Annotated in this window: 22 protein-coding genes and 3 pseudogenes; 12 read left to right on the forward strand and 13 right to left on the reverse strand. The window is 70.2% G+C overall.

Features of this window, described 5'->3' with window-relative positions; translation table 11 throughout:
* Positions 1–155: 155 nt before the first annotated feature.
* On the forward strand, positions 156–1559 hold the full coding sequence (locus A6P39_RS43270; RefSeq protein ID WP_331454216.1) for an FAD-binding oxidoreductase: 1404 nt from the start codon (positions 156–158) through the stop codon (positions 1557–1559).
* Positions 1560–1668: 109 nt separating this feature from the next.
* Here the strand turns inward: A6P39_RS43270 and A6P39_RS43275 are convergent, their stop codons facing one another.
* Positions 1669–1872 (reverse strand): EF-hand domain-containing protein, encoded by a 204-nt coding sequence (locus A6P39_RS43275; RefSeq protein ID WP_275884036.1) that lies wholly within the window; start codon positions 1870–1872, stop codon positions 1669–1671.
* A gap of 384 nt (positions 1873–2256) precedes the next feature.
* On the opposite strand from A6P39_RS43275, the gene A6P39_RS43280 reads away from it, so the two are divergent.
* The 3 genes and pseudogenes from A6P39_RS43280 (at position 2257) to A6P39_RS43290 (ending at position 4288) form a co-directional block, all read left to right on the forward strand.
* On the forward strand, positions 2257–3057 hold the full coding sequence (locus A6P39_RS43280; RefSeq protein ID WP_275884037.1) for a GNAT family N-acetyltransferase: 801 nt from the start codon (positions 2257–2259) through the stop codon (positions 3055–3057).
* Between the two features lie 15 nt (positions 3058–3072).
* Positions 3073–3388 (forward strand): annotated as a pseudogene (locus tag A6P39_RS43285) (peptide deformylase); the annotation flags it as partial.
* A 288-nt stretch (positions 3389–3676) separates the two neighbouring features.
* Positions 3677–4288, forward strand: a complete 612-nt coding sequence (locus tag A6P39_RS43290; RefSeq protein ID WP_275884408.1) for a Bax inhibitor-1/YccA family membrane protein — start codon at positions 3677–3679, stop codon at positions 4286–4288.
* Positions 4289–4319: 31 nt separating this feature from the next.
* On the opposite strand, the gene A6P39_RS43295 is transcribed toward A6P39_RS43290, so the two are convergent.
* The 8 genes and pseudogenes from A6P39_RS43295 to A6P39_RS43330 all read right to left on the reverse strand — a co-directional run bounded on the left by A6P39_RS43295 (position 4320) and on the right by A6P39_RS43330 (position 11338).
* Positions 4320–4448 carry a hypothetical protein gene (locus A6P39_RS43295; RefSeq protein ID WP_275884038.1) on the reverse strand — a complete coding sequence of 43 codons (129 nt, stop codon included), beginning with the start codon at positions 4446–4448 and terminating at the stop codon, positions 4320–4322.
* 207 nt (positions 4449–4655) lie between these two features.
* Positions 4656–5246 carry a TetR/AcrR family transcriptional regulator gene (locus A6P39_RS43300; protein ID WP_275884039.1) on the reverse strand — a complete coding sequence of 197 codons (591 nt, stop codon included), beginning with the start codon at positions 5244–5246 and terminating at the stop codon, positions 4656–4658.
* A gap of 206 nt (positions 5247–5452) precedes the next feature.
* Complete coding sequence (locus A6P39_RS43305; protein WP_275884040.1) at positions 5453–6712, reverse strand: cytochrome P450 family protein; 1260 nt, start codon at positions 6710–6712, stop codon at positions 5453–5455.
* A gap of 755 nt (positions 6713–7467) precedes the next feature.
* On the reverse strand, positions 7468–8331 hold the full coding sequence (locus A6P39_RS43310) for an alpha/beta fold hydrolase (RefSeq protein WP_275884041.1): 864 nt from the start codon (positions 8329–8331) through the stop codon (positions 7468–7470).
* Between the two features lie 92 nt (positions 8332–8423).
* A complete protein-coding gene (locus A6P39_RS43315; protein ID WP_275884042.1) occupies positions 8424–9302 on the reverse strand; it encodes a helix-turn-helix domain-containing protein in 879 nt (292 codons plus the stop codon).
* A 105-nt stretch (positions 9303–9407) separates the two neighbouring features.
* The gene (locus A6P39_RS43320; protein WP_275884043.1) at positions 9408–10259 is read right to left on the reverse strand and encodes an alpha/beta fold hydrolase; all 852 of its coding nucleotides are present in this window, start codon (positions 10257–10259) and stop codon (positions 9408–9410) included.
* Positions 10260–10813: 554 nt separating this feature from the next.
* Positions 10814–10984: pseudogene (locus A6P39_RS43325) on the reverse strand (helix-turn-helix domain-containing protein); the annotation flags it as partial.
* Positions 10985–10993: 9 nt separating this feature from the next.
* Positions 10994–11338 (reverse strand): helix-turn-helix domain-containing protein, encoded by a 345-nt coding sequence (locus A6P39_RS43330; protein WP_275884044.1) that lies wholly within the window; start codon positions 11336–11338, stop codon positions 10994–10996.
* Positions 11339–11653: 315 nt separating this feature from the next.
* Here A6P39_RS43330 and A6P39_RS43335 point away from each other — a divergent pair, with 315 nt between their 5' ends.
* Complete coding sequence (locus tag A6P39_RS43335) at positions 11654–12262, forward strand: TetR/AcrR family transcriptional regulator (protein WP_275884045.1); 609 nt, start codon at positions 11654–11656, stop codon at positions 12260–12262.
* Positions 12263–12311: 49 nt separating this feature from the next.
* Here A6P39_RS43335 and A6P39_RS43340 read toward each other — a convergent pair whose 3' ends face one another.
* Positions 12312–13076 carry an SDR family NAD(P)-dependent oxidoreductase gene (locus tag A6P39_RS43340; RefSeq protein ID WP_275884046.1) on the reverse strand — a complete coding sequence of 255 codons (765 nt, stop codon included), beginning with the start codon at positions 13074–13076 and terminating at the stop codon, positions 12312–12314.
* A gap of 600 nt (positions 13077–13676) precedes the next feature.
* Complete coding sequence (locus tag A6P39_RS43345; RefSeq protein WP_275884047.1) at positions 13677–14147, reverse strand: hypothetical protein; 471 nt, start codon at positions 14145–14147, stop codon at positions 13677–13679.
* Positions 14148–14443: 296 nt separating this feature from the next.
* Here A6P39_RS43345 and A6P39_RS45735 point away from each other — a divergent pair, with 296 nt between their 5' ends.
* From A6P39_RS45735 to A6P39_RS43370, 5 genes and pseudogenes are all read left to right on the forward strand, one after another.
* A complete protein-coding gene (locus A6P39_RS45735; protein ID WP_443053123.1) occupies positions 14444–14503 on the forward strand; it encodes a hypothetical protein in 60 nt (19 codons plus the stop codon).
* Positions 14504–14725: 222 nt separating this feature from the next.
* Positions 14726–15217, forward strand: coding sequence for an SRPBCC family protein (locus A6P39_RS43355; RefSeq protein ID WP_275884048.1), 492 nt, complete (start codon positions 14726–14728; stop codon positions 15215–15217).
* A gap of 685 nt (positions 15218–15902) precedes the next feature.
* Positions 15903–15989: pseudogene (locus tag A6P39_RS43360) on the forward strand (transposase domain-containing protein); the annotation flags it as partial.
* A gap of 140 nt (positions 15990–16129) precedes the next feature.
* On the forward strand, positions 16130–16942 hold the full coding sequence (locus tag A6P39_RS43365; protein ID WP_275884410.1) for an IS4 family transposase: 813 nt from the start codon (positions 16130–16132) through the stop codon (positions 16940–16942).
* An 823-nt stretch (positions 16943–17765) separates the two neighbouring features.
* A complete protein-coding gene (locus A6P39_RS43370; protein WP_331454217.1) occupies positions 17766–18344 on the forward strand; it encodes a hypothetical protein in 579 nt (192 codons plus the stop codon).
* Positions 18345–18404: 60 nt separating this feature from the next.
* On the opposite strand, the gene A6P39_RS43375 is transcribed toward A6P39_RS43370, so the two are convergent.
* Positions 18405–19460: a class I SAM-dependent methyltransferase gene (locus tag A6P39_RS43375; RefSeq protein ID WP_275884050.1), complete on the reverse strand. Its 1056-nt coding sequence runs from the start codon at positions 19458–19460 to the stop codon at positions 18405–18407.
* Between the two features lie 234 nt (positions 19461–19694).
* On the opposite strand from A6P39_RS43375, the gene A6P39_RS43380 reads away from it, so the two are divergent.
* A complete protein-coding gene (locus tag A6P39_RS43380) occupies positions 19695–19895 on the forward strand; it encodes a hypothetical protein (protein ID WP_275884051.1) in 201 nt (66 codons plus the stop codon).
* A gap of 74 nt (positions 19896–19969) precedes the next feature.
* Here A6P39_RS43380 and A6P39_RS43385 read toward each other — a convergent pair whose 3' ends face one another.
* On the reverse strand, positions 19970–21808 hold the full coding sequence (locus tag A6P39_RS43385; RefSeq protein ID WP_275884052.1) for a WD40/YVTN/BNR-like repeat-containing protein: 1839 nt from the start codon (positions 21806–21808) through the stop codon (positions 19970–19972).
* A gap of 345 nt (positions 21809–22153) precedes the next feature.
* Here A6P39_RS43385 and A6P39_RS43390 point away from each other — a divergent pair, with 345 nt between their 5' ends.
* Complete coding sequence (locus A6P39_RS43390) at positions 22154–25339, forward strand: amidohydrolase family protein (protein ID WP_275884053.1); 3186 nt, start codon at positions 22154–22156, stop codon at positions 25337–25339.
* Positions 25340–25352 lie beyond the last annotated feature (13 nt).

Genomic DNA, 25352 nt, shown 5'->3' on the forward strand with positions numbered 1-25352 from the left:
ATGTGACTTTTGGCATGTCGATGTGAACGGTGGAGGGTTCCCGTCTCGTGTCAGTGGCGTCAGAGTTCGGTGCCCGCCGGCCGCCCGGAACGTCCCGTACGGCCGGCGGGCGTGCCGTATGTGCGAGTGAGGTTGTGATCGGAATGAGTGCGGACGTGTCCAACGTGAAGGGTCCGAACCTGCGGCCGGAAGATGTGATGGCCCTGCGGCGATCCGTGCGGGGACCGGTTCTGGAGCCGGGCGCGGAGGGGTACGACGCGGAGTGCGCCACGTTCAACCTGGCCTGTGGCCTGCGGCCGGTGCTCGTGGTCGGCGCGGCCGGCGCGGCGGACGTCCGGGAGGCGGTCCGGTTCGCCGCGGCCCACGGGCTACCGGTGGCGGTGAAGTCCGCGGCCCATCAGGTGGTCTCCTCGGCCGAGGGCGGCCTGCTGATCACGACGCAGCGGATGAAGGGCCTATCCGTCGACGTCCACAACCGTATCGTGCGGGTGGAGGCGGGTGTGCGCTGGCGTGATGTGCTGCCGCGCGCGGCCGAGTTCGGCCTGGCCCCGCTCGTCGGGTCGGCCCCGGACGTCGGCGTCGTCGGGTACACGCTGGGCGGCGGGCAGAGCCCGCTGCTCGGTCGGACGCTGGGCTATGCCGCCGACCATGTGCGGTGGCTGGACGTGGTCACGGCGGACGGAGAGCTGCGGCGGGTGACGCCGCTGAGCGAACCGGACCTGTTCTGGGCGCTGCTGGGCTGCAAGGGCAACTTCGGTGTGGTGACCGAGATCGAGTTCGAGGTGTTCCCGGTCACGCGCTTCTACGGCGGCGGCATCTACTTCCCCGGTGAGCACCTGGCGCAGGTGCTGGAGGCCTGGCGTGCCTGGCTGCCGACGGTGGGGGAGGAGATGACTTCCTCCATAAGCATCCAGCGTCTGCCTGATCTGCCGGTGCTGCCCGAGCCGCTGCGCGGTGCCTTCGTCGTCCACCTGCGCATCGGCTACCTCGGTTCGGCGGCCGACGGCGCCGAACTCGTCGCCCCGCTGCGTGCGGCCGCGCCGGTGCTGATCGACCTGGTGGGGGAGAAGCCCTTCACCGCGATCGGGGAGATCCACATGGACCCGGTGGACCCGATGCCCTACTTCGACCGCAGCCTCTGCCTGGGGGAGTTCTCCGAGAAGACCGCGCAGGCGGTGGTGGAGCTGGCCGGCGCGGACTCGGGCTGCACCCTGGCGAACGTCGAGATCCGGGCGCTCGGCGGCGCCTTCGACCGCGAACCGGAGTTCCCCAACTCCGTCGCCAGCCGGGGGCTTCCGTATGTCGTCTTCGCGCTCGCGCCGGGCGCCCCGGAAGACGCCGAGCAGCTCAGGGCCGAGCTGGAACGGGTCGTGGACGGGCTGACTCCCTGGGCGGCCGACCGGAACGTGGTGAACTTCCTCTCGCCCGACGAGGCGACCGACGCCGAAGGGATGCGCGCCGTGTTCGGGGCGGAGCGCTACGACCGGCTCACCGCGGTGAAGAAGCGCTACGACCCGGCCAACGTCTTCCGGTTCAACCACAACGTCACGCCCGCCTGATCCCGCACCCGGCAGACGCTGCCGCCCCGTCCCCGAACCGTCCGGTGAGAACCGGCGGCCGGTGACGGAGCGGCCACCCGAAGGGGTGCGGGAACACTGGCGGCAACGACTACCGGACGAGCTTCGCGTACTCCTCGAAGTCGATCCGACGGTCACCGTCGTCGTCGGCGATCCTGACGACCGCGGCGACGTCCTCGTCGCTCACCCTGGGATTGACCTGGAGCGAAGCGGCGAGTTCCGCCGCGGTGAAGAAGCCGTCATGGTCGGCGTCGATCTCGTCGAAATCCCGCCGCTTCGATTCGATGTCGCTCATGACGTCCTCCGGTACGTGGGGTGTGTTGCCGGCGAGGAGGGCGCGATCCGCGAGGCCGCGCCGCACGCTCACTCATCGGCTGAACGGAGGCACGTCACGGCCGGGTTCACGCATCCGGCAGATTCCTCGGCGCGCGGCGGCGTATGTGAGGCATTGTCCGGTCGGACGCGCCGAAAACACGCTGCTCGACCGTCATTTCCCCGGTCACATCAGTGGGGTTGGCCATACGCAAGGCGAAAGGCGCCGCCGGCGCGGCAGGGGCGCCTTCGAGAACCGGCGGGAACGCGTCGGATCCCGGAAGAATGACATGTGAACTCCCGGCGTGGCGAACGTCGTTGTACCGGGCGTACGGCATATCGCACACACGATGAGGTGATGGTTGCCATGACGGATCTCGCGGCCGCGGTCGAATCCGTGACACAGCTGTCCACGGTCTGGCGCGCCATGGTGCTCGACCGGGACGAGAAGGCGGACGTACGGGACCTGGAGGGCGTCGCCGTCCGCTGGGCCGACTGCGACTTCGCCTTCTGGAACGCGATCACCCTGACCGAGACCGGCGTCGGCGCGGAACTCCTGGCTGAGCGCCTGGGGCAGGCGGCGGACATCATGCGGTCCAAGAGCCGGCCGGGCTTCCTGTGGCTGTTCGAGGACCTCCTCGACGACGACGCGCGCGCGGCACTGGCGGAAACCGTGGACCGGGCGGGCCTGGCTTACGCCTTTCCCGGCACAGGCATGGCCGGCGACCTGCTGCCCATCCCCGAACCCGGCCACCCGGAGCTGATCTTCGAGCGGGTGACCACCGACGAACAACTGCGCGCCTACGCGGACATCAACTCGCGTGCCTACGGCTTTCCCCTGGAGGAGGGCCGCGACGGCCTCGCCGGCTCCACGCTGTGGAAACGGGAGGCGTACGCCTACCTGGCGCTGCGGGACGGCGTCCCGGTCGCCTGCGCCGCCACGGTCGAGGCGCAGGGCCGGCTCTTCGTCGTGCTCGTCGCCACCGACCCCGACCACCAGCGCCGGGGATACGGCGAGGCGGTGACGCGCAAGGCGCTGTACGAGGGCGCCCGCGCCACCGGACTGACCCGCGCCACCCTGCACGCCACGGCTGCCGGGGCGCCCGTGTACCCGCGCATCGGTTTCGAGCCGAACTCCCCGATCCATTTCTACGCTCTCAAGGGCTGAGCAGCCGGAGAACCGCCCGCGGTCGTGTGCCGGACCCGGCGCATGGCAGCATCGGCGATGCTCGCGGCCCCGGGCGTCGGACTGGCCGCGCCGCGGGTCGGCGTGGCCCTGCGGATCGCCGAGGTGGAGGACCGGGCCCGCGGGCCCCGGGAGGCGCTGGTGGCGAAGGGGCGCGTCCCACTGCCTCGAGGGCTGCCTGAGTGTGCCGGGCCGGCAGGTGGTGGTGGCCTGGCACGCCCGGGTACGGCTGCGGGTCCAGGACGAACACGGCCGTGCCGTCGACGCGATGTTCACCGACTGGCCTGCGCGCATCGTGCGGCACGAGACCGACAAGGCGCCGCTGTGCCGCCCGGCAGGGTCCCAGGCGGCGACACGTCCGACACGGAGAAGAGGATCTGACGTGGCACCGGTCGAGCAGCAGCGTTCGCTGACGAGCAGCAACCCGGTAGTTCAGGCGGCAGGGCGGACAGAAGACGGCGGTCAGGGACCCACGGGCGGGCGTCGTCGTCCTCCGCGGCCGCTCCGGCTCCGACCAGGACGCCGACCTGATGACGATGGACGACCTCCTCTCCCGCGCGACGGCGGGCCTCGCGGTGACGGTGATGGCGGCGACACTGTCGTGGACGTCGCTGTCCTCCCCCTCGCAACGGCCGCGGCCTACGGCATCGCCGTCGGCGCCGGACTGGACGCCGCCGCGCTGGTGGTGGTCCAGTGCCGTGGGAACCAGCCCTCACCGAGGTTGACCCTCACGTTCGCCGCCTTCCAGGGCATGTTCCTGAGCGTGCTCTCCAGCACCGTCTCGCGCCATGTCTCCCCGGGGCTGCTCGTCCAGACCGTGCTGGGGACGATGGGCGCCTTCGCAGGCTCTCTCGTCGCCTACAAGCTGCACTGGATACGCACGAACCGCCGCTTCCTGCCGTTCGTCGGCGCCGCGCTGCTCGGCCTGTGCTGCCTCGCCCTCGCGGACTGGGTCCTGTTCCCCGTCTTGGGCGCGGACGGCCTGGGCCTGCGTCCCGTGGGCCTCGGTGTCCTCATGGGTCTCGTGGGTGTCGTCCTTGCGGCAGTTTTTTCGTCCCTGCACTTCAGGAAGGTCGAGGACGGCATCACCTTCGGGGCCTCCCGTGACCAGGCCTGGCTGGCCGCGTTCGGGGTTACCCTCATCCTGGCATGGTTGTACGTGGAGACCGTGCGGCTGCTCACTCTCGTGCCGGGCGAAGAGGTCGTCTACTGACGGCCGGTGGCCGGCCGGAGCGAGGACGCGGTCACACGGCTTCAACCAGGACCGTGGCCACGAGCCGGGCGGTGCACGCGACGGTGTAGTAGCGGAACATCGGCTGCCTTGGCGACAGCTTCAGCAGGATCAGGGCGAGCACGGCCGTCGCACCGGTCACGAACGGGGCGAACTCCGCCTTCTCCTAAGTCAGGTCGGGCGTGATGCCCGCACCGATGAACGGTGCGTTCACGGCGATCACCACGGTGTACCCGGTCGTCGAGCCCGGTCGGTGGGGAAGAGGAGATGCAGCCTGCCGTGCGCGAGACGCCCCGGCACGGCCCGCGGCGCGGTGTCGGGCACCTGCCGCAGGAGAGGATGGCGAGGTTCAGCCCGCGGACCTCGCGCCCTCGACAGCGGGGGTGTCGCGCGCGGCATCCGAAGGGCACAGCCCCCGCAGGAGCATGTCGAAGAGCCGTGCCGCCCGGTCCTGTTCTTCCTCGTCCGTGCTGACCCGCCACAGCGGGCCGATCAGCAGGAGCACGTCGTCGGCGGTCGTCCCGGGCTCGATGGTCCCGGTCGCCCTGTTGGCCTCCACCAGCGCCGAGAGGGCGTCGAGCAGTGGCTGGTAGGCCTGCCGGCAGAGCTCCGGCGGCGTGCCCGTGGCCCCGGGCATCGCGTCCGCGAACTGCGGTGTGCACCAGCCGATGCGCAGGAGGCGTCCCAGCCATGCGCGCAGGGCGAGCGGCGGGCGCAGGGCGCCCAGCAGGACGGGAACGGCGTTCACCAGGCCCTCGACCTCCTCCCCGTACACCTCAAGCACCAGGGACTCCCGGGTGGGGAAGTGTCGATAGAGCGTCCCCTGGCCCACGCCCGCCCTGCGGGCTATCGACTTCAGCGAGGTGTCGCCGGGAAGAGCGAGCACTTCCGCCGCTGCTTCGAGGATGCGCAGCCGGTTGGAGCGCGCGTCCGATCTCATCGATGCTCCGGTCTCTCCGGTGGTGATTCCACTGGGCCGCCGCCCCGCCGTTCCGGGCAGGGGCTGACGTACCGAACACGTTTCTGTGCCTCCACCGACACCTGGGAACGGACTTCCCGGATGTCCGGCAAGCCCGTGCGGTAGGCGCCAGTGAGACACATATTCTGAATGAAACCTACGTGGGGTGTCCGAGGAGGACGAAGAACTCAGACGGCGCCAGCGCCACCGTTCAGTACGACCGGCAGGGCGCCGAGCCCGTTGATCGCGGGTGAGACCAGGGGCACGAGTTCCGACTCGGGCACGGCGAGGTCCAGGTCCGGGAACCGGGTGAACAACTCCTCCAGTGCGACGGTGTTCTCCAGACGGGCCAGCGCCGCGCCGAGACAGTAGTGCGGGCCCGCTCCGAAAGCGAGCTGGCGCCCGCGGCCGGCAAGGATGTCGAAACGCTCCGGGGCCGGCTCGCCCGGCCGTTCCCGGTTGGCCGCCGCCAGAGCGACGAGGATGGGTTCGCCGCGCCGCACGGTCACCCCGTGGAGCACAGTGTCGCGCAGGGCGTAGCGCATGTAGACGCTGCGCAGCGGAGCGTTCCAGTGCAGGCCCGCCTCCACAGCGGCCGGCCAGCCGAGCGTGCCTTCCCGCAGCCGCGCCAGCTGGTCGCGGTGGCTGAGCAGGGCGTGGACGGTGTTGGTGAGGGAGTTCACCGTCGTCTCGTGGCCGGCGAGGAGAATGATCTCCAGGGTGTCGATCAGCTCCTTCTCGCTCAGCCTGCCGCCTTCGTCGTCCAGGACCTCGATCAGCGCGCCGGTCACGTCGTCGCGCGGGTCGCTGCGGTGGTCGGCGACCACCCGGCCCAGCACCTCGCGCTGCCCCAGGGCCGCCTTGCGACGGGCGTCGTCGGAGGCCTCGACGCTGAGCATCGTCTCGTAGTGCTCGCGCAGCAGACCCTGCTGCGCGGGGTCCGAGAGGCCGAACAGCTCGCAGATGATGAGCAGGGGCAGCGGGTAGGCGAAGCGGCTCTTGAGGTCGATGGCCGTGTCCGTGCCGTGGTGCTCCAGGTCGTCCAGGAGGTTGCGGGTGATTTCCCGGACCCGGGGCGCGAGCGCCTCGACCCGACGGGGCGTGAACGCGAAAGTGACCAGGCGCCGCAGCCGCAGATGGTCGGCGCCGTCGGCGTTGAGCATAGAGTCCGCGACGATCAGGCTCAGCAGCGGCCAGTCGGCGGGCACCTCGCCCTGGCGGTAGGCGCCCCAGTGGGCCGGATTCTTGGAGAGGTCGGGGTGGGCTTCGAGTACGGTGCGCGCCGCGTCGGCGGACACGGCGGCCCAGGCCCGTACGCCGCCCATCACGGTGACGGGTACCAGAGGGCCGTACCGGCGCCACTGTGCCGCCTCGGCGTGCGTTTCCTGTAAGGGGTTCAGGACGGAGACAGGATGATCGAGGGACAGCTCGGACGGGTCGGATCGCATCGAGGCTCCAGAGAAGGGTGGTGGCAGGCCGGGCGCCCGGGGGCGGGACCGGAGCATGCGAGGCGGCACATGTTGCCGCGGCGCGGATCAAGAATAGTGTCGTCTGCCCACGGGGCGGAAGAACTCACACGTGTGTATCGCACCCCTCAGCGCAATCGGTTTGAGTACATCGTGAGATCCCGGGCGGTCAGAGTCACGGATGGGTTCCGGGTCCGGGGCGCCCATGCCGCGGCCGACGTCCGGGGCGCGGTCGTGACTGTGCTGCGCGGCCGGCTGCCGGCCGCCTGGATGCTGCCGAGCGGCTCCTCCCGCTCGCCGGAGGGCCACGTTCTGCTGTCCTGGACACTCGCGGGCGGGGACCGGACGTCACGGCACACCTGGGCCGCCCGGCCACGATCTGGCGGGGGCGGCCCTCGCTGGTGGCCGGCGCGGTCGCGTCTGCCGTGAGTCCGGCATGGCATGGACGTGACATGATGCGGGTGCCCGGCGGCCCTGAAGGCGGTGTCGAAGCTTTCGTCGCAGCCGTCGAACAACGGGTGCCGGCGGCCGGCCTCGGTCAGCGCGACAGGGAAGGAACCGCCTTCCGGCTCCGGGCTGCGCAGTCAGGGAGCCCCGAGCGCCTCACCACCTGGACCGCCGAGCGGGTGACGCTGTGCCGCCGGACCAGGGCCCAGCGGGCGTAGGCACGGGGCGCCTCGAACGCCTCGTGGACGACGAAGTGCACGCACATGACGGTGTCGGATTCCTGTGGAGGGTCAGCATCGATGAGGGTTGCGGGGTTGCGGGGAAGTCGGTAGCAACTGCGGATCTGGGTTTGCCGGCCGTGGGAGGACGAGGGTGGCGGAGTCCGCGGAGCGGGTCCGGCGGATGTCACGGAGAAACCCGGCGAGGATCTCCAGCGTCCGCCCTGGCTCCTCGATCGTCGCCGCGTGCCCGCCCCTGACCGCGGCCAGGCGTGCGCCGGGTATGCCCTCGGCGAGTTCCACCGAGTGCTCCGGGGCCACGAGCCGGTCTCCCGTGGCCGAGACCACCAGGGTGGGGGCCGTGATCGAGGGAAGGTCGGCGCGGAGGTCCGTGCGCAGGGCGAGGGCGATCTGCTGGGCGGCGCCGGGAGCGGACGCCACGAGTCGGGCGGTGAGCCGCCGGGCCGCTTCCGGGGTGAGGTCGGCCAGATAGTCCTCGGAGAAGGCCACCGAGGTCACGAACGCGCTCAGCTTGTCGTCGCGGTGGGCGTGCAGCGACGCCCACATCTCCAGGCTGAGCCACAGCGTGGTGCGGGGGCGGGCAAAGCCGGCGAGGGTGAACAGGCCGCGGACCCGGTCGGGATGGCGGGCGGCGACCTTGACCGCGACGGCCGCGCCGAGGGAGGTCCCCGCGATCACGAAGTTCCGCAGCCCGGCCTGCCGTGCCGTGGCCACGACCTGGTCGGCCAAGACCTCCAACTGCAGCGGTCCGGAGGGCAGCCGGCCGCGACTCGATCCGGGGAGGTCGGCGAGGACGACGGTGTGGGTGACCGCGAGGTCGGCGCTCAGCGCCTCCCAGGTGTCGGTCGCGGAACCCCCGATACCGGGCAGGAGGATGAGTCCGGGCCCGCTGCCCAGGATGTCGTACGCCAGCATGTGCCACTCCTTCTCGCACCTCTCTCCAGGGGACGAGAGGTGACGGCCTGCGGGTTCAACTGTGTGGGATGGGGCCGTCGACGCACTGGCGGTCACGGTGTCCTGTCCCGAGCCCGGCTCGCGTCCACCCGCTCGGCGGTCCAGGAAGTGAGGATGCGCAGGGCGTCGTGGGAAGGGGTGCCGGTCTCGGCGGTGAGGACCATCAGGCGCTGTCCGGAGCCGTCGGAATCGGTCCACGTGTCGCAGTCGAGGGTGAGGTCGCCGACCAGGGGGTGACGGTAGTGCTTGGTCCCGTAGGTCGCGCTGTTGACGCGGTGTTCGGCCCACCAGGCGCGGAAGTCCGCGTCCTGTGCGGACAGCTCGGCGACCAGGCTGTCCAGCTCCGGGACGTCGGGGTCGGTGGCGGCTTCCATGCGCAGGGCGGCTACCGCGTCCCGGGCGTCATGGCTCCACTCGCGGTGCATCTCCCGGATCGCCGGGTCGGTGAAGAGTAGACGCAGGTAGTTGCGCCGGTCGGCCGGGACGGCGGCGAAGTCGGTGTAGAGGGCCGCGGCGGCCGGGTTCCAGGCCAGGATGTCCAGGCGCCGGCCGAGGACGAGCGCAGGTGTCTCGGTGAGCTGGTCCAGCAGGCGGCGCATGGAGGGCCGCACCTGCTGGACGGGCCGGCGGCGGCGTGGGCGGTCGTCGGTGCGCCCCGCGAGTTCGTAGAGGTAGCTCTGCTGGTCGTCGTCGAGGCGCAAGGCTCGGACCAGGGCCGGGAGCACGGAGGCGGAGGCCCGCACCCGGCCCTTTTCGAGCCGGGTGTAGTAGTCCAGGCTGATCGAGGCGAGCTGAGCGACCTCCTCGCGGCGCAGCCCGGCGACCCTACGGGTGGAGTCCGTCCCGGGCAGACCACAGTCCCCAGGATCCAGCTGGGCTCGGCGGGCCTTGAGGAACTCCCCCAGCGCACGGGGGTCGGCGTGTGAGGTCATGGCGTCCATTCTCCCGTGAACCGCACACCTGTGAGTGTGCCGGGCGATGTCCGTGGGCATGTCCCGAGGGCGGCGGAACCGTGGGCTCCGCCGCCCTCCGAGGCGTCAGCGGACGGTGGTGCGGGCGGCTCGCTCGATGACGTCGGCGACGAGGCGGGGGTGGGAGACGGCGACGGAGTGGGAGGCGGCGACCTCGGTGGTGTGGGCGTGGGCGCGCTTGGCCATGTAGCGCTGGACGGCTGCGGGGATGTTGAGGTCGCGGGTGGTGACGATGTCCCAGCTGGGGGTGGTCTTCCAGGCGGCGCTGGTGGCCTTCTCCTCGAGGGCGGCCTGGGCGATGGGGCGCTGTTCGGCTGCCATGAGGGCGGCCTGGGCGGCGGGGACGTCGGCGGCGAACTGGTGGTGGAACTTGTCCTGCTGGATGTACAGGTCGGTGGCGGTGGTGCCGTCGGGCTGCTTGTAGGTGACGGGGTCGAGGGTGGCGGGGAGGGTGGAGCCGGGGTACTTGTTGGTGAGTTCCAGGGCGCTCTCGCCGGGGGCGGGGAGGAAGGCGGCGACGTAGACGAGGGCCTTGACCTGGGGGTCGTTGGTGGCGGCCTCGCTGATGACGTTGCCGCCGTAGGAGTGGCCGACGACGATCTTGGGGCCCTTGATGTGGTCGAGGACGGTGCGCAGGGCGGCGGCGTCGGAGGCGGGGCCGCGCAGGGGGTTGGCGGCGGCGACCACGGGGTAGCCGTCGGCGCGCAGGTCGGCGATGACGCCGTTCCAGCTGGAGCCGTCGGCGAAGGCGCCGTGTTCCAGGACGATGGTCGGCTTGGCGTGTCTGCCCGCCTCTGTGGTGTTCGGCGCGCCGTTGGCGGTGCCGCTGAGGGCGAACGCGCCGAGGGCCAGACCCGCCGTGAGCGTCGAGACCACACCCGTCACCACTCGCTTGCGTCCACCCTTGATGCTCACCATGAACAAACCCCTCTCACATGTTCCGAAAGATATTCAGAAGAGGACTGGCTTCGACCCGAAGGACTAGCGTCACCGCTCTGACTGGTGACTAACCTGTCATGTCGTTCGTCACCTGTCAAGCTAGTGACGAAGGGGTGGCGGGTGCGGCGATCGGCGTGCGGGGCGGCAGGCATGCCGGGTCCATCGAGACACCTGTGACGCCGGGATGTCTCCCGCTCGCTTCGGCGCTGTGGGATCACCGCGCGGCTCATCGGCGCGACGACCCTCATGGACGGTTCTGCTGTGCGGCCGACGGATCCGAGGTCCCTCTTTTCTGCGGGAACGTAATCGTCGGTGCACACTCTTGTCTGTAATGAAACCGGACACATCAGTCATATGACGGTCGGGTGCGGACGGCGTCACGAGGGCATGCGGTGCACCCGGTTTCCCGCTCGGTGCCGCAGGTGAGCACATGTGTCGTCGGGTGCGGTCAGTGGGAACGGGCGTGTTTCCGCGGCCGGGTGTGTGGGCCCCTCAGTCATTCGACTGGGGGAACGTTTCTCGGAGTTCCGCGTTCAACTGCCGTGCAAGTCTTCCAGCCGGGCCGGCGCGTCGCGGAGGGCGGCGCGTGAGGTGATGCCCAGTTTGGGGAACGCGCGGTGGAGGTGTGAGCTGACGGTGCGCGATGACAGGTGCGTCCGCTCGCCGATCTCCTTGTTGGTCAGGCCGCCGGCCGCGAGTTCGGCGCTGCCAGGTCAGTTCCGCGGGCTGCCGGCCTTGGCACGGAAGGCGGGGGCGGTGATGAAGATCCAGGAGCGGTGCTGCCATTGTTTGATCGTGTCTCGGCTGAGCCAGCGGCGCACGGTGGAGGGTGACACGGAGGCGACGATGTCCCGCTCCATGGCCTCCCGGGCCAGTTCTTGATACGACCAGCGCGAGAGCGGCACGCCGGTCTCGACGGCGAGTCGGCAGGCCAGCGCCTTGATCTGCGTGGCCTGTAGCGGCGTAAAGGTGACGGGCCGTCCCGGACGCTTCTGGTCGGCGAGGCCCGACAGCCCCAGGTCAGCGAAGCGGCCCCGCCATGTGCGCACGGTGTCCACGTGTAGGCCCACCTTGACGGCGATTCGGGCGTTGGCTTACCCCGGGCCGCCAAAAGCACGATCCGCGCTCGCACCGGGCTTGGTGCTCGGTCCTGTGGCCCCAGGCTGCCTTCTTCAACCGATGCCGCTCCGTGGCGGTGAGGGCGATGGGACGTGCGGAGGCAGCAGGCACAGCAAGCCAATCAGGATGCATCGATGAAAGGTGCGTAGCGGAGGGGCCATCCCGAGTCGTCTGCCGGCGGCCTGCCGCAAGTGACCGCGGCGGGGCGCCGAACTATAATGGACTCGGTAGTCCATTTTAATGAGAGGTGGATCATGCGTGGGGAACTGACCGCGAAGGGGAAGGCGACACGGAGGCGGATCGTCGAAGGGGCCGCGGTGGTGGTTCGGGAGAAGGCGGTCACTTCGGTGACGCTGGACGACGTCATGGCGCGGACGCGTACCAGTAAGAGTCAGCTCTTCCACTACTTCCCGGCCGGTAAGGACGAACTGCTGCTCGCCGTCGCCCAGTTCGAGGCGGATCAGGTCCTGGAGGACCAACAGCCGTTTCTAGGATGCCTGGACTCCTGGGAAGCCTGGGAGCAGTGGCGGGACGTGGTGATCGAGCGGTACGAGTCCCAAGGGGACGAGTGTCCGCTCGGGTCGCTGTTCCTTCAGATCGGGCGTTCGACCCCCGGGGCGCGTGCGATCGTGGTCGAACTGATGCGCCGCTGGCAGGAGAGCCTGGCGGTGGGCATCCGCTCGCTCCAGACAGCCGGCCTTCTCCCCTCCGACCTTGATGTCGAAGTCAGGGCTGCCGCGCTGTTGGCCGCGATCCAGGGGGGCGTGTCGATCCTGCTGTCGACGGGGCGGTCCATCCATCTGCGCGCGGCTCTCGACCAGGGGATCACGGACCTGCGCCGCTTGGGCGGCGTGGTGCCGTGACCCTCCTGGTCCTGGTGGGCAGAACCGGGCCCGCCAGCGGGTTCCCGTGTCAGGCGGCGATAACGGCAGCGGTGGTGCGGCCTCCGTCGACGTCGAGCACGATGCCGTGCACGAAAGCCGACTCGTCACTGGCGAGATATGCGGCGGCGTTCGCGATGGCGTCGGGGGTTCCCATCCGGCCTGCGGGGGTGCCCTTCATCATTACCTCCCCGGGATGGATCTCACCGGGGGCGGGGGGCTGTACGACGCCCGGGGAGATCGCGTTCACGCGTACGCCCTGCGGCCCGAACTCTGCGGCCCAGGCGCGGGTCAGGGTTTCCATGGCCCCCTTGGTAGAGCTGTAGAGGGCACCGACTGGGATTCCCAGGCGCGCGATCCACGAGCCCAGGTTGATCACCGCTCCGCCGCCTGCTCGCGCCATCGCAGGTGCCACGGACGCGGTGAGGAAGAACGGGGCCTTCACATTGACGGCGTACACCTCGTCGAAGGTCTTCTCGTCGGTGGTTGCTGTGGTGTCTCCGGGGTAGATCCCGGCATTGTTGACCAGGACGTCGATACGGCCGCCAAGAATTCGAGTCGCCTCTCGCGCCAGTGCCTGCGAGGCGGCCGCACTGCCGTCCAGGGCCGCCTGCACGAAGTCGGCATGGCCGCCCCGGGCGCGGATGCCGTCGACGACTTCCCGACCGCGCCCGGCGCTGCGGCCCGAGACGACGACATGCGCCCCCTCGGCTGCGAAGGTCTCCGCGATTGCCCGCCCGATGTTGCTTGTTGCTCCCGTCACCAGGGCGGTCTTGCCCTCAAGACGCGTCGTCATGGTCCACTCCGTTGATTAGTTCTCCGCTAACAACCCGCACAGCCGAGCCGGATACGGCGTTTCGGCCGATCGGCGCCCTGGACAACCAGGGCAGAGTGCCACCGTGCGCCCATCAAAATGGACTAGCAAGTCCAGACTGTGCGGCGGCCTGACACCGCCCTGGGGCCCGACAGGCCAACCCCAAGACCGACTCCGGAGTCAGCCCCCGAAGGACTTCCGGAGCTGACCACTAAGGGCGGCGGTGGTGCCGGTGGTACGTCACGACCTCGAGTCGGGTGACGTCCCAGGGATCCGTCACCGCGAGGCCGTGGAACTGGGTCTCCACTCGCCCCCGTACCCCGGCGCCGTGCCGGACCACGTCCCCCCGCCCGTGTCGCGGTAGATCGGCGACCGAGCGGGACCGTGTCGCCCAGGGAGCCGAGCAGCGTGCCGGTCTCCTCCCACCGGGTCGGGTCGGCGGCGTACTGGTCGATCGCCAGCAGCAGGTTCACCAGCCTCGTGAGCGTCTCGAACGCCCGGCGCGGTCCGCCGTGGCGGAGGTTCCCGATCGCCGATGCCCCTGACGGTGCGAGTGCCGCACGTCCCCGTCCTCGAACAGCACTATGTAGGCCGAGGTGGCCACGGCGGTCGGGGACTCGTCCGTGCTCGGCCCCCGGTCGGACCGGACGAGCCGCTGGGCCCGGTCGAAGAGCCGCGCGTGTCCGGCGATGAAGGCGCGTCGTCGAGCTGACGGGAGCGGTCCTCGCGGTTCTCGCTGAACTCCACGGCCCGTGCTCGCCAGGCGACCGTGGCCCGCGCTCCGCCGCGCCCGGTCGAGGACTCGGCCGCGGTCGCCAGCATGGCCGCCGCCTCCTCGTCCGGGTCCACCGTGCAGGCCGCCAGATGCGTGGCCCGCCGCTCCACGTCGTCCCGGTGCACCCCCGCGAGCACCGCGTGCGCCGCCCGTCGCTGGTTGGACGTGGCCGTCCGCACCACGGCCGAGCGCACGAGCGGGTGCCGGAAGGCGTAGTCGCCGCTGACCGGGTGGACACTCAGCAGGCCGGCTGTCACCGCCTCGTCGGCGTCACGCATGCGGTAGCCCCCCCGGCGCGGGCGACAGTGCCGCTCCGACGCCGTCGAGAGCGCCGCGCAGCAGTTCCTCACGAACTGCCGGCGCCGAGATTCTTGATACGTCCGCCGAATACGTGCTGGCCGTATCAGCTTCCCGGCGGCCTCTCGCGTGACCTCCGACGGGTTCTTCGAGTCGAGCGGGGTCACAGAGCACCGGCTCGAGCCGCTCGACGACGCGTCGTCGGCCGCACTGCGCTGCCGGCTCAAGGAGTGGCAGATCGCGATCGCCGGCGGCGACCGGGCTGACCAACAACCAGATCGCCGAGCGGCTGTTCCTGTCGCACCGGACGATCGGACCCCACCTCTACCAGAGCTAGCCCGAACTCGGCATCGGCTCCTGGGCCGCCCCGCATGACGCTCTGGCCGCCCTCGAACCGGAGGACACCGGCCGAGGGCGGCCCTGAGCACCCAGTCAGATGACGTATGCGCTTGCGCGCCTCTGCCCGCACACTGGCGGAGGGGACGTCCTGAGACTGTCGTGCCGCCGACACCGTCGCAGGCTTACCCGGAGTCGAACAGAAGCGCGAAAGAGAACTCGGATGCACGACACCTCAGACAGCCATCCGGACATCCACTGGCCGTCCGGTTTCTCGCCCGCCGACGCCCACAGCTTCCACCGGGCGCAGGCTGTCGTGCCCGGTCCGCCGGAGCGGTCCTTCACACTGCTCACCGACGTCGCGAACTGGCCGAACTGGGTACCGGGTTGCGAGGAAGTGAGTTCCGTCACCTTGACGCAGACCTTCGAGGTGGTCTGGGCGGGGCACCGGTTCGAGGTCTTCGTGGGGGAGAGCGTGCCGCCCCGCCGGATCGGCTGGCTTGGCATCGGCGGAGGCGTGATGCTGTACCAGGCCTGGCTGCTCACCGAGACCGAGGGCGGTACGGAGGTCGTGGTGGAGAACGCCGTCCGCGCCGACGTTCCCACGCCACTCGACACCCTGACCGACGCGTGGGCCGAGCGTCTGAACGAGCTGTGGCTCGCCCAGCTGGAGAAGCTGTCGGAGCACCCGCCGAGCCCGGATCCGACGTCCTGAACGCCCGTCGACGACGCCGTCAGGGGCAGACTTGCGGGGGGCGGTAACCGGTCTGAGCCGCTCTCCGCAGACCATGACAGGTCCGTCTGAAGGGCTTCGCCGACCGGCAGGCGCAACTGCTGCCCGCACACGACCGACAGGTCCGAATGTGTTTCGCTCATGCCGCACCCGCTTGCTCGACCCGGTACCGATTTGGCCGCATATGGCCGTCTGGGGAATGACATCGGCCACCCCTACCAGTGGCTGCTAATCGCGGCTCGTCAGGGTGAAGTGGGGGTGTCCAGGGGCAGGCCGGCGGCCCCGGCTGTGAACCCGTCGAGAATGCCGGGCCGGTACCGCAGGCGTCTGAGGGCGGCCCGCGCCATCCGGCGACGCTCGTCAGCAGGGCTCGTTGCCGCGCCCCCACGCAACAGGCGACCGAACGTCCTCTCGTCAGCCGTCCCCTCGCCCGTGTGTGCATCAGACATCCGGGCAACGCCGGAGTGTTCCTCGGACCGTCCGTGAAACGTAGCAGTTCTGGTGTGACCTTGCGGCAACGGTCTAGCCCCAATGCCGTTGTTTTAGGCCTCGGGCGCAAGTTTCTGGGTAGTGGTCCCAGGGGGTGGTTCGGGTGTCTGCGCGTGTGTCTGAGTTATCGGGCCTGGGGCTGTTGACCTGGGTGTATCCGCCGGGGTTGGTGGATCGGGTGGTCGCGGCGTGCGGGTGCGTCGAGCAGCGCAAGCGGCTGCTTCCCGCGCGGCTGGTGGTGTACTTCGTGCTGGGGCTGGCATTGTTCTCTCCGGCTCCGTATCTGGAAGTGATGCGGCACCTGGTGGAGGGTCTGCGGGGCCAGGGGCTGCTGGGCGGCTGGCATGTGCGGCGAAGTCGTCGCTGTTCCGGGCCCGGCAGCGGCTGGGCTGTGAGCCGTTGCGGGTGCTGTTCGCCGCGACGGCCAAGCCGATGGCCACCGAGGCGACACCCGGAGCGTTCTGGCGGGGTTTGCGGCTGCTGGCGGTGGACGGGACCTGCTGGGACGTCGCAGGCACTGAAGCCAACGAGGCCGCCTTCGGACGTCCGGGAAGCGGCCGCGGGTCGGGCAGGAGCGCGTTTGTGCAGGTGCGGATGGCTGCTTTGGTGGAGGTGGGCAGCCACGCGGTGCTGGACGCGGAACTCGCCGGCTGCCGTACCGGGGAAGTCACCCTGGTCGGCCGCCTGCCGCGGTCACTCGGCCCGGGCCGGCTCGTCCTGGCCGACCGTGAGTTCCTCGGTGTCCCGTTGTGGCAGGCCTTCACCGCGACCGGTGCCGATCTGCTGTGGCGGGTGCCCGCCAACCGTGTCCTGCCGGTCATCAAGCAGTTCCGGGACGGGTCATGGCTCTCACAGATCCGGGCGAGCAGCGGCCCCGCCCGAAACGAGCCGGTCACCGTCCGGGTCCTGGCCTACCAGCTCAAGGACCGGGTCGGGGAGGGAACAGCCGATGGCTATCGCCTGGTCACCACTTTGCTGGACGCCCGACGCCATCCGGCCCGGCAACTGGCCGCGCTCTACCGCGAACGCTGGGAGATCGAGTCCGCCTTCGCCGAGATCAAAACCCATCAGCGCGGCGCCCGCGTCGTACTCAGCAGCAAAACCCCCGATGGTGTCCGCCAGCAGATCTGGGCGCATCTGCTGGTCCACCACGCCCTGCGCACCCTGCGCTCCGCCCGGCGCAGCGTGACCGTCACGCCGGGCAGCTTTTCCCCCTGACCTCCTGGTCAGAGCCTTGCTGATGCTCGAGCAGGACCTTCTCGAACGGCTTCTGCCCGTCAGACGGCTCCGCAGCCAGCCCCGAGTCGTGAAACGCAAGATGTCCAACTACCAGCTCAAGCGGGCTGAACACCATGTCTGGCCACCACCGACCCGCACCGGCGCACAAGCCATCCTCATCACAAGACCTCAACCCGCGGGCCCGTAATGCAACGGCATTGGGTCTAGGACAGCGACCCGTGGCGAATTGCCCTGCTGGCCGAGGTGGCGCGGCACCGCCGCACCAGCCCCTTCACGGTCGGCGCCCCGCGAGTTCCCGCGCCGCTGCGGCGGCCGAGCACGGCCTGGTCGCTGTTCGTCGGCCACGTACCGGTCGAAGCCGGTCCCCAGGGCGCCCGACGCGCGGTTTCCCCGCGCGCTCCCGGACGCGACGCCGATCAGCAGGGCGAGCAGACCGCTCACGGCGACCGTGAGGCCTCGCCGGCCCGGCCGCCGGCCGGTGTTTCTCTGTCGCGGGCTCATGCTCCCCGCCTGCCGATGGGCAAGATCGAGACACCTGGAGAGTGCGATGTATCCGCGGACAGGTTGATATGTACCCAACCGGCAGCCGGTTGCTCCGTCGGATACATGTCATATCGGCGAACCGGCCAGGCAAGTGGCTCGATCTATGTATGCGGGATGCGGGATGCTGGACTTTGACCTACGAGCATGGGAGGACCGGATGGGTGTCTCGGGCGAAGAGACCGAGGGAACGGCACGTGATCACACGCAGCGGGAAGGGTGTTCGGGCGACATTCGAATGGGTTTGAACGTGGTGTGGAGCGTGCTCCACTCCGCCGTCCTGGCCCAGACCTGCCTGCCGCGCGCATCCGCTGCACCGGAACTGAGGGAGGCACTGCTGGCGAGGCTGGCTGCGGACGTCGGCGAAGCCGGAACACCGTGGGCGATCTGGGCGGACAAACCGATGGCCGGTCTGTTCCTCGAAGCGGTCCCACAGCTTGAGAGCGAGAGCGGAGGGGCAGAGGATTCCCCCCGGGGCTGTTATGCGCTGGGACCGGCGTCGCTCCCGGTGTCCGTCGCGGGCCGCGACGAGGACCGGATGTGCGTCAACGGCGTGATGCTCGCCGCGTCGCGCGGCGCCGTCGACGAGTTGCTGCACCAGATGATGCAGGTCCTCTTTCCGGTGCTCACCCCGTCCGAGGAGGACTGGGGACCGGGGAAGCACGCCAGGATATGGCGCCATGCCGGTGACGTGCTCGCGGTGACCCAGTGCTTCCGGATGCTCGGGCGCTCCGCGTCCGGGGACGCGGCTTGCGCTGCCGACGTCCCGCCCCGTGGGACGTCGTATCTCGGGTTCTACTACATCTCCGAGTCGGCCCTGCGGTTTCTGGGCAGCCGATGAGAGGCCGCCTCGGGATCCGGCCCTCCGCCACGGCGGCGCGCCGCATCCCGAGGCCCGGTCTCAGCGCCTGACGTCGTATATGCGGTTGGTGACGGTCTCGACGGCGAGCCTCCAGCTGTGCAGACCCACCTCGTCGGCGATCGCCGCGAGGGCGTCCTGGCCGGGATGGTTGCCGAGGGCGTGCGGGCCGCCCTGCGCCATGGCCGCGGGCAGACACAGGACGGCCGAGGTGGAGGCGAAGGACCGGCCGATCGGGTTGATGTTCTCCCCGGGCTCGGCCGATACGTTCGGCTCGACGACAAGGCAGCTTCCGTCGGCCGCGAGAGCCTCCTCGGTGCGCCGCAGTGCCGCGCCGGGATCGCCGAGGTCGTGGAGGCAGTCGAAGAACGTGACGAGGTCGTAGTCGCCACCGGGGAAGTCGTGCGCGCCGGCGACCTCGAACGTCACGCGATCACCGAGGCCGGCCTCCGCGGCCAGCTTCCGCGCCGCCTCGACGGAGGGCTCGTGGAAGTCGAAGCCGTGGAAGCGGGACTGAGGGAACGCCTGAGCCATGAGCACCGTCGAGTGACCGAAGCCGCAGCCGACGTCGGCGACCGAGGCGCCGCGCCGCAGCTTGGCTTCCACGCCCTCCATGGCGGGCAGCCACTCCTGGACGAGGACCGCCTCGTATCCGGGCTTGAAGAACGCGGCGACGCCCTCCGCGAGTTCGGGCTCGTACTCCCGCCAGCTCACGCCGCCACCGTTGCGGTAGGCGTTCGCCAGGGCCTCTTCGGCACCGTAGAGGGCCTTCAGCATGGTGAAGCCGCCGCCGACGTACGTCGGCAGCGAGGAATCGACCAGTACGGCCGCGTGCTCGTCCGGCAGTACGTACGTGTCCGTCGCGGAGTCGTGCAGTACGTAGGCACCCGCGACCTGCGCCGCCAGCCACTCCCGGACGTACCGCTCCACGAGTCCGGTTTTCTCGGCCAGTGCGGCCGACGTGAGCGCCCCGGCTCCCGACATCGCCTCGTACAGTCCGAGGCGGACACCCAGAGAAGTCGACACCCCCGCGAAGGCGGCCGCGTTGTCGGCGACGACCCGGCCCAGGAATTCCATCACGCGATTCTCATCCGACATGTGATCAGCCTTTCCACCACCATCCCGGCCTCACCACGGTTCCCAGCGCTCTGCCTTCAGGCTCGGGTCACTTCGTAGCAGCCGTCGGTTGCCGGCCGGGTGGTGAGGGAGAGCGGAATCTCTCACCACCCCAACGAGGGAACCGACCCCTCCGGTTCACCGCGTGTACACATGCGCCGCGGGTGCGCACCGCACGCGCGACGAGGAGCCGGAGGGCCGCCCGAGGTGTGAGTAGTGGCGGCGCCGGTCGCCGCCCAACTGGGCACCTCCGAGGAGCGCTTCGCCACCGCGGTCGTCATCGGCTTCCCCTCGCGCCGCGCCGCGCCGGACCGGATCGATGTGGTCAACTCCGGCCATGGCGGGCCGAACGTCCTCGGCCGGCACGGGTGCGCCAGCTCCTCTGTCGGCCGGGTGCCATCGCATCCCGCACGGTGATCGAGCCCGGTGTCCGCCGGGCATCCTTGTCTCGTCGCAGAGGGTGCCCGGCCCAGCGCGGGCCGCGCGGCGGCTCAGCGAAGCACGCGCCGGAAGACGCCTCCGTTGCCGGTGCCCGCGAAGAGCCGGCGACCATCTGGTGACACGGACAGGGAGCGCACGTCGGTAGTGACGAGACCGGTGGACATGGAGGTCCAGTGCATGCCCCCGTCGTCGCTGCGGAAGACGCCCTGACCCGGTTCGTACAGGTCGCGCGAGGCCACGAACAGGGCGCCGTCCGGGGCGAAGGCCACATCGTCGTAGGTCAGTTCGGGGACGCCGCTCGCGTCACGGAACGTCTTCCCGCCGTCCTGGCTCACCTTGAGCATGTGCTCGCCGACGGCGACCACGTGGTCCGGGTCCGAGGGGTCGACCGCGACCCGGTCCACGGCGCCGTCGAACACCTTGACCGCCTCTTCGCCATAGTCGGTGCTGCGGTACAGCCCGGTCATGTCGCCTACCCACAGCGCCCCGGAGGCACGCGGATCGACGGCGAGAGATGTCACACCCTCTCCCTGCGCGAGCGGGTGCAGTCGCAGGGTCATGCCGCCGTCCTGGCTCGTGTACACGCCGTTGGGGAAGTAGGAGGCGGCGTAGAGCCGCGACGGGTGGCGGGGGTCGACCGCCAGTGCCGTGGAGGTGCCGTCCGACACGGACAACTGCCGCCAGGTCCGGCCCCCGTCGAAGGAACGCTCCAGCACGAAGCAGTCGTACGAGCAGTAGGTGCTGCGCGTCCTCAGCACCGTGGTGCCCGTGCCGGGCACGGTGGCCAGCGCCCTGATGGAGTTTCCGACAGTGTCGGGCGCCCGTCCCGTCCATCCCCAGTCCTGGTAGCCGGCCGGAAGGCGGCGGGCGAGTGGCGCCGAGGAACGGTAGGTGCCGCTGGGAGTGCCGGCGATGAGGGCCGAACCGGAGACGGCCAACGCGTCGACCTCCACGTCGGGCACGCCGATGCGCCGGTAGTCGGTGGAGTTCCTGGTGGTGTAGATGCCCGCGGACGCGGACACGACCTGTTCGAAGGGCCGGTCGGGAAAACTGCCGGTATCGGCGTACAGATCGACCTTGGTGGTGGCCTGGGGCCTCGCTCTCCAGGTCCGGCCGAGGTCGCCGCTGAGCCACAGGTTCTTCTCGCCCGAGCCGTCCGCCGATGGCCCGATCGTCTGCACCTGGAGTTCTCCGGTCGCGGTGATCCCGGTGTAGGTGGTCGTGTCGGTCGGGTTCCACGGCCCCGTCAGCCGGGTCCAGTTCCTGCCGCCGTCGGGGGAGATCACCGCACCGCTGTACACGTCCGAGGCGAGCACGACCCGGCCTCGCACCTGCAGGTCTGCGACGGCGGGATCGCCCGGTACGGGCAGTCGTCTGGCGGCTTTCGGGTGGTCCACCGCATCCTCGACGAGGAAGGTCCCCCGGCTCGTGCCGACGAACAGGTCGTCGCCGTCCAGCGCCAGCCGGGTCACCTCCGTGGGGACGTGCGGCAGTCGCCGCCAGTGCCGCCCCCGGTCCGAGCTGGTGAAGACGCCCGTGGCAGCAGAGGCGAAGACGGCGCCGCCCGACGGCGACGTCACCACGTCGGTGAAGGCCGCGACATCGTCGAGCACGGGCCGGAAGGTGTGAGCAGCGTCTTCGCTGCGCAGGACGTACCCCTCACCATTGCCCGGGACGGTGGCCGCCACGTATACGGTGTCCGCGTCGAGCGGGTCGGCGGCCACCCTGCTCCCCACGGCTCCGGGCACCCCGAGGCCGGACTGCGTACTCCATGTGACGCCGTGGTCGTCCGTCCGGTAGACGCGCTCGCCGAGGTCCGGCAGCACGTACAGCCGCGACGGACGGGCCCGCGTGAACGCCAGTTGCCCGCCGCTGGCGTTGGGCCCCACCAACTGCCACGCCCCGGCCCGTGTTCCCCCGGATGCTGTCGCGGCTGTGGCCGGTACGCACGTCACACCGGCAAGGGCCAGGCCCAACGCTAGTAGAAACCGTCTCAAATTTCTTGCACGCATGAGAGCCAACTTTCAAGTCAGCAACGGCACTTGCCGCCATGTCGGTGTTCAGGGATCAGTACTCGGACGGTGCTCTCGATCGGGTCGGGTTCCGGGGAGAGGCAGGTTCGGGCACACTCTAGGGTCGAGTGCTGACACTGTTCCAGATACCTTGTGAACACGGGGAGTTCGTCGACGCCCGAGGTATGTCGGAGAATCACACCAGGCCCTAGCATGGCTGCCATGTCCAGCGAACATGTGTTAACGCGCCGTGGTGTCCTGAAGGCCGGGCTCGGCGGGCTGGGCGCCGCCGCTCTTCCCTCGCCCCAGGGAGCGGCCGCCGCGATGTCACCGGTAGGCGGCTTAGCCGCTTCGGCCGGCACCAGGATCCGCGAATTCACCGCCGGTACGAACGCGTCCGTGATCGTTTCACCCGACGGGCACCAACTGATCATGGAAGTGCAGGGAGTTCTGTGGTCACTGCCCCGTGAGGGCGGGGCGGCGACGGCACTGACCCGGCCCGATCTGGAACCGGCCGGAACGGCCTGGTCGCCCGACGGCTCCCGGATCGCGGTCTGCGGTTACCAGGGCGGCGGCTTCCACCTGTGGACGATGCGACCGGACGGCTCCCAGCTGCGGCAGCTGACCTCCGGACCCTGGGACGACCGCGGTGTGGCCTGGTCCCCGGACGGCACGCGCATCGCGTTCGCGTCGGAGCGCGGCGGGGACCCGGTGGCCGGCAGCTCCTACTCGATCTGGACGGTGGACGTCCGTTCCGGTGCGCTGACGCGGCTCACCAACCAGACGGGCGCCGAGGACTACGACCCGGCCTGGTACCCGGACGGCAGCAAGCTGGTCTTCGTACGAGCCGGTGCCACAGGCGCACGCACCCTCGCCTCCGTACCGGCCGAGGGCGGCGAGGCGACGGTGCTCCGCACGGTGGACACCGGCGTCCTGGTCGGTCCCGCGGTCGGTACGGACGGCCGCGTGGCGTACGTGCACCTCGGCGACGCGGTCCTGCCGGCCAACGCGGGCAGTTCCACTCTGCTGGTCGACGGCGAGCCGGTGACCGACGGCGAGGATGTCTCCCCGCTTCCTCCGTGCTGGGGCGCGGACGGTCAGCTCTTCTACGTCGCCGACGGACAACTGCGGGTGCGACGTCCCGACCGGCTGGATTCGCAGCACGCCTCGGAACGGATCCCCTTCACGGCGGCACTTGGCGTGCCCGCGCTGTCCTACACGGAGAAGACGTACGAATTCGACTCGACGGCCGAACGGCCGGTCCGGGGAATCCATCTGCCGGTGCTCTCCCCGGACGGCGCATCCGTCGCGTTCGCCGCTCTCAACGCGCTGTGGGTCATGCCGATCGGCCGCCGTCCGCGCAGGCTCGTCCAGGCGGATGCCTCCGGGTACGTCCAGATGCCGTCCTGGGCACCGGACGGGCGCAGCGTCCTGTACTCGTACGATGGGAGGCCGAACGGCAACGGGCTGATCAGCGTCCACCGATACTGGCTCGACGAGGACCGGGACGAGACCGTCGCGAGCGGGGGACGGCTGAACGCCACGCTCTCTCCCGACGGCACCAGGCTCGCCTGCCAGGACTCCTCCGGCAGCCTGCTGGTCAAGGATCTCGCGACAGGGACCGAGAGGGTGCTCGTCAAACCCCTCGGCGCGAACGGGCTTCCCAGCAGGCCCACTTGGTCGCCCGACGGCCGGTACGTCGCTTTCTGCGACCGGAACCGGCTCAATCAGCGGTTCCGTGAGGGATACAACCTCATCCGCGTGGTCGACACCGGCACTGGGGAGTGGACAGCGCATCAGCCCCTCCCGCACGCCTCGCTCTCCGACCGGGGCAACGCGGGCCCGGTATGGGCTCCCGACGGATCGGCGATGGCCTTCGTCATGGAGTCCGCGCTGTGGGTCCTGCCGGTACACGCGAACGGCTCACCCGCGGGTGCCCCCCTGCGCATCACAGACGAGGCGGCCGACCACCCGTCGTGGTCGGAAGATTCGCAGACCCTGCTGTACCTGGCCGCCGGCACACTCAAACTCGTCGGCCGCGACGGCACCCGCACCCGCACCCTGTCCGTGCCGCTGCAATACAACCGGCGGCTGCCGTCCGCCTCCGACGTCACCCGGGTGCACGCGGGACGGCTGTGGGACGGAACGGGCGACACGGTCCTGGAGGACGTCGACATCGTCATCCGCGGCAACCGCGTCGCATCCGTGGAACCCCACCGCGCGCAGGTCCCGTCCGGCGAGACACTCGTGGACGCCTCCACGTCCACGATCATCCCGGGACTGTGGGATTCGCACACCCACCCGTGGCAGTACACCTACGGCGGCCGGCAGAGCAGCCTCATGCTTGCCTACGGTGTCACTACCAATGTCTCACTGGGCGGCTTCGCCCACGAGGCCGTCCGGATCCGGGAATCCGTCCAGTCAGGGCACATGGCGGGGCCGCGCCTGTTCGCCACCGGCGAACTCATCGACGGCAGCCGCGTCGCCTACAGCATGGGCCGGGCCCACCGAACGCGTGACGGTGTCCGGCGTTCCCTGGAACGGGCCACGGCACTCGACTACGACTTCGTCAAGACCTACGTGCGCGCCTGCGCGGAGACCATGCGCGAAGCGGCCCGCACCGCGCACGAGGAACTCGGCGTACGGTCCGGAAGCCACTTCCTGTCACCGGGAGTCAACGTCGGGCAGGACCTCACCACCCACCTGGCGGCCACCCAGCGGACGGAGTACGGACGCGCCTACTCCCCGACGGGCCACTCGTACCAGGACGTTCTGGAGACCTACAGGCACGGCGACTTCGAACTCGTCTTCACTCCCTTCACGGCCATCGCACTCCTCGGGGCCGACCCCGCACTGGCCGACGACCCCAGGGTCACCACGCTGATGCCACCCTGGGACACCGCGCTCGTCGACCACTACGCGGCGACCCCGCCGACGCCGGCGGCACAACAGGCCATCGTCGACGAGATGGCTGTCTACCGGCGCATCCTGGAGCAGGGCGGCACGCTGGCGCTCGGCACCGACGCGCCCCTGGCGCCGATCGGCCTCCATGTTCACCTGGGACTGCGCGCGTTGCGCTCCCACGGGTTCTCCGCGGCACAGGCGCTGCGCACCGCCACGGTCGTACCCGCCCGTGTCTTCGGTGTGGCGGACGACCTGGGCACCGTGGAGCCCGGCAAGGTCGCCGACCTGACGGCCGTCGACGGAAATCCCTTCGAGGACTTCGACGATCTGATCCGCACCACGTGGGCCATGCGCGACGGCATCGTCCACCGGCAGGACGACCTGGTCGGATCCTTCGCCACCGCCACGGGGCGACAACACCGGGCGGACACCACCGACTGGCTGGAGGTTAGCCGCCGGCTGCGACGCGAACCCTGCTGCGCCCAGCACGTCTTCGACATCTAGCCGCAGCGCTCCA

It is taken from the genome of Streptomyces sp. FXJ1.172, assembly GCF_001636945.3.
In the GTDB taxonomy this organism is placed as follows: Bacteria; Actinomycetota; Actinomycetes; order Streptomycetales; family Streptomycetaceae; genus Streptomyces.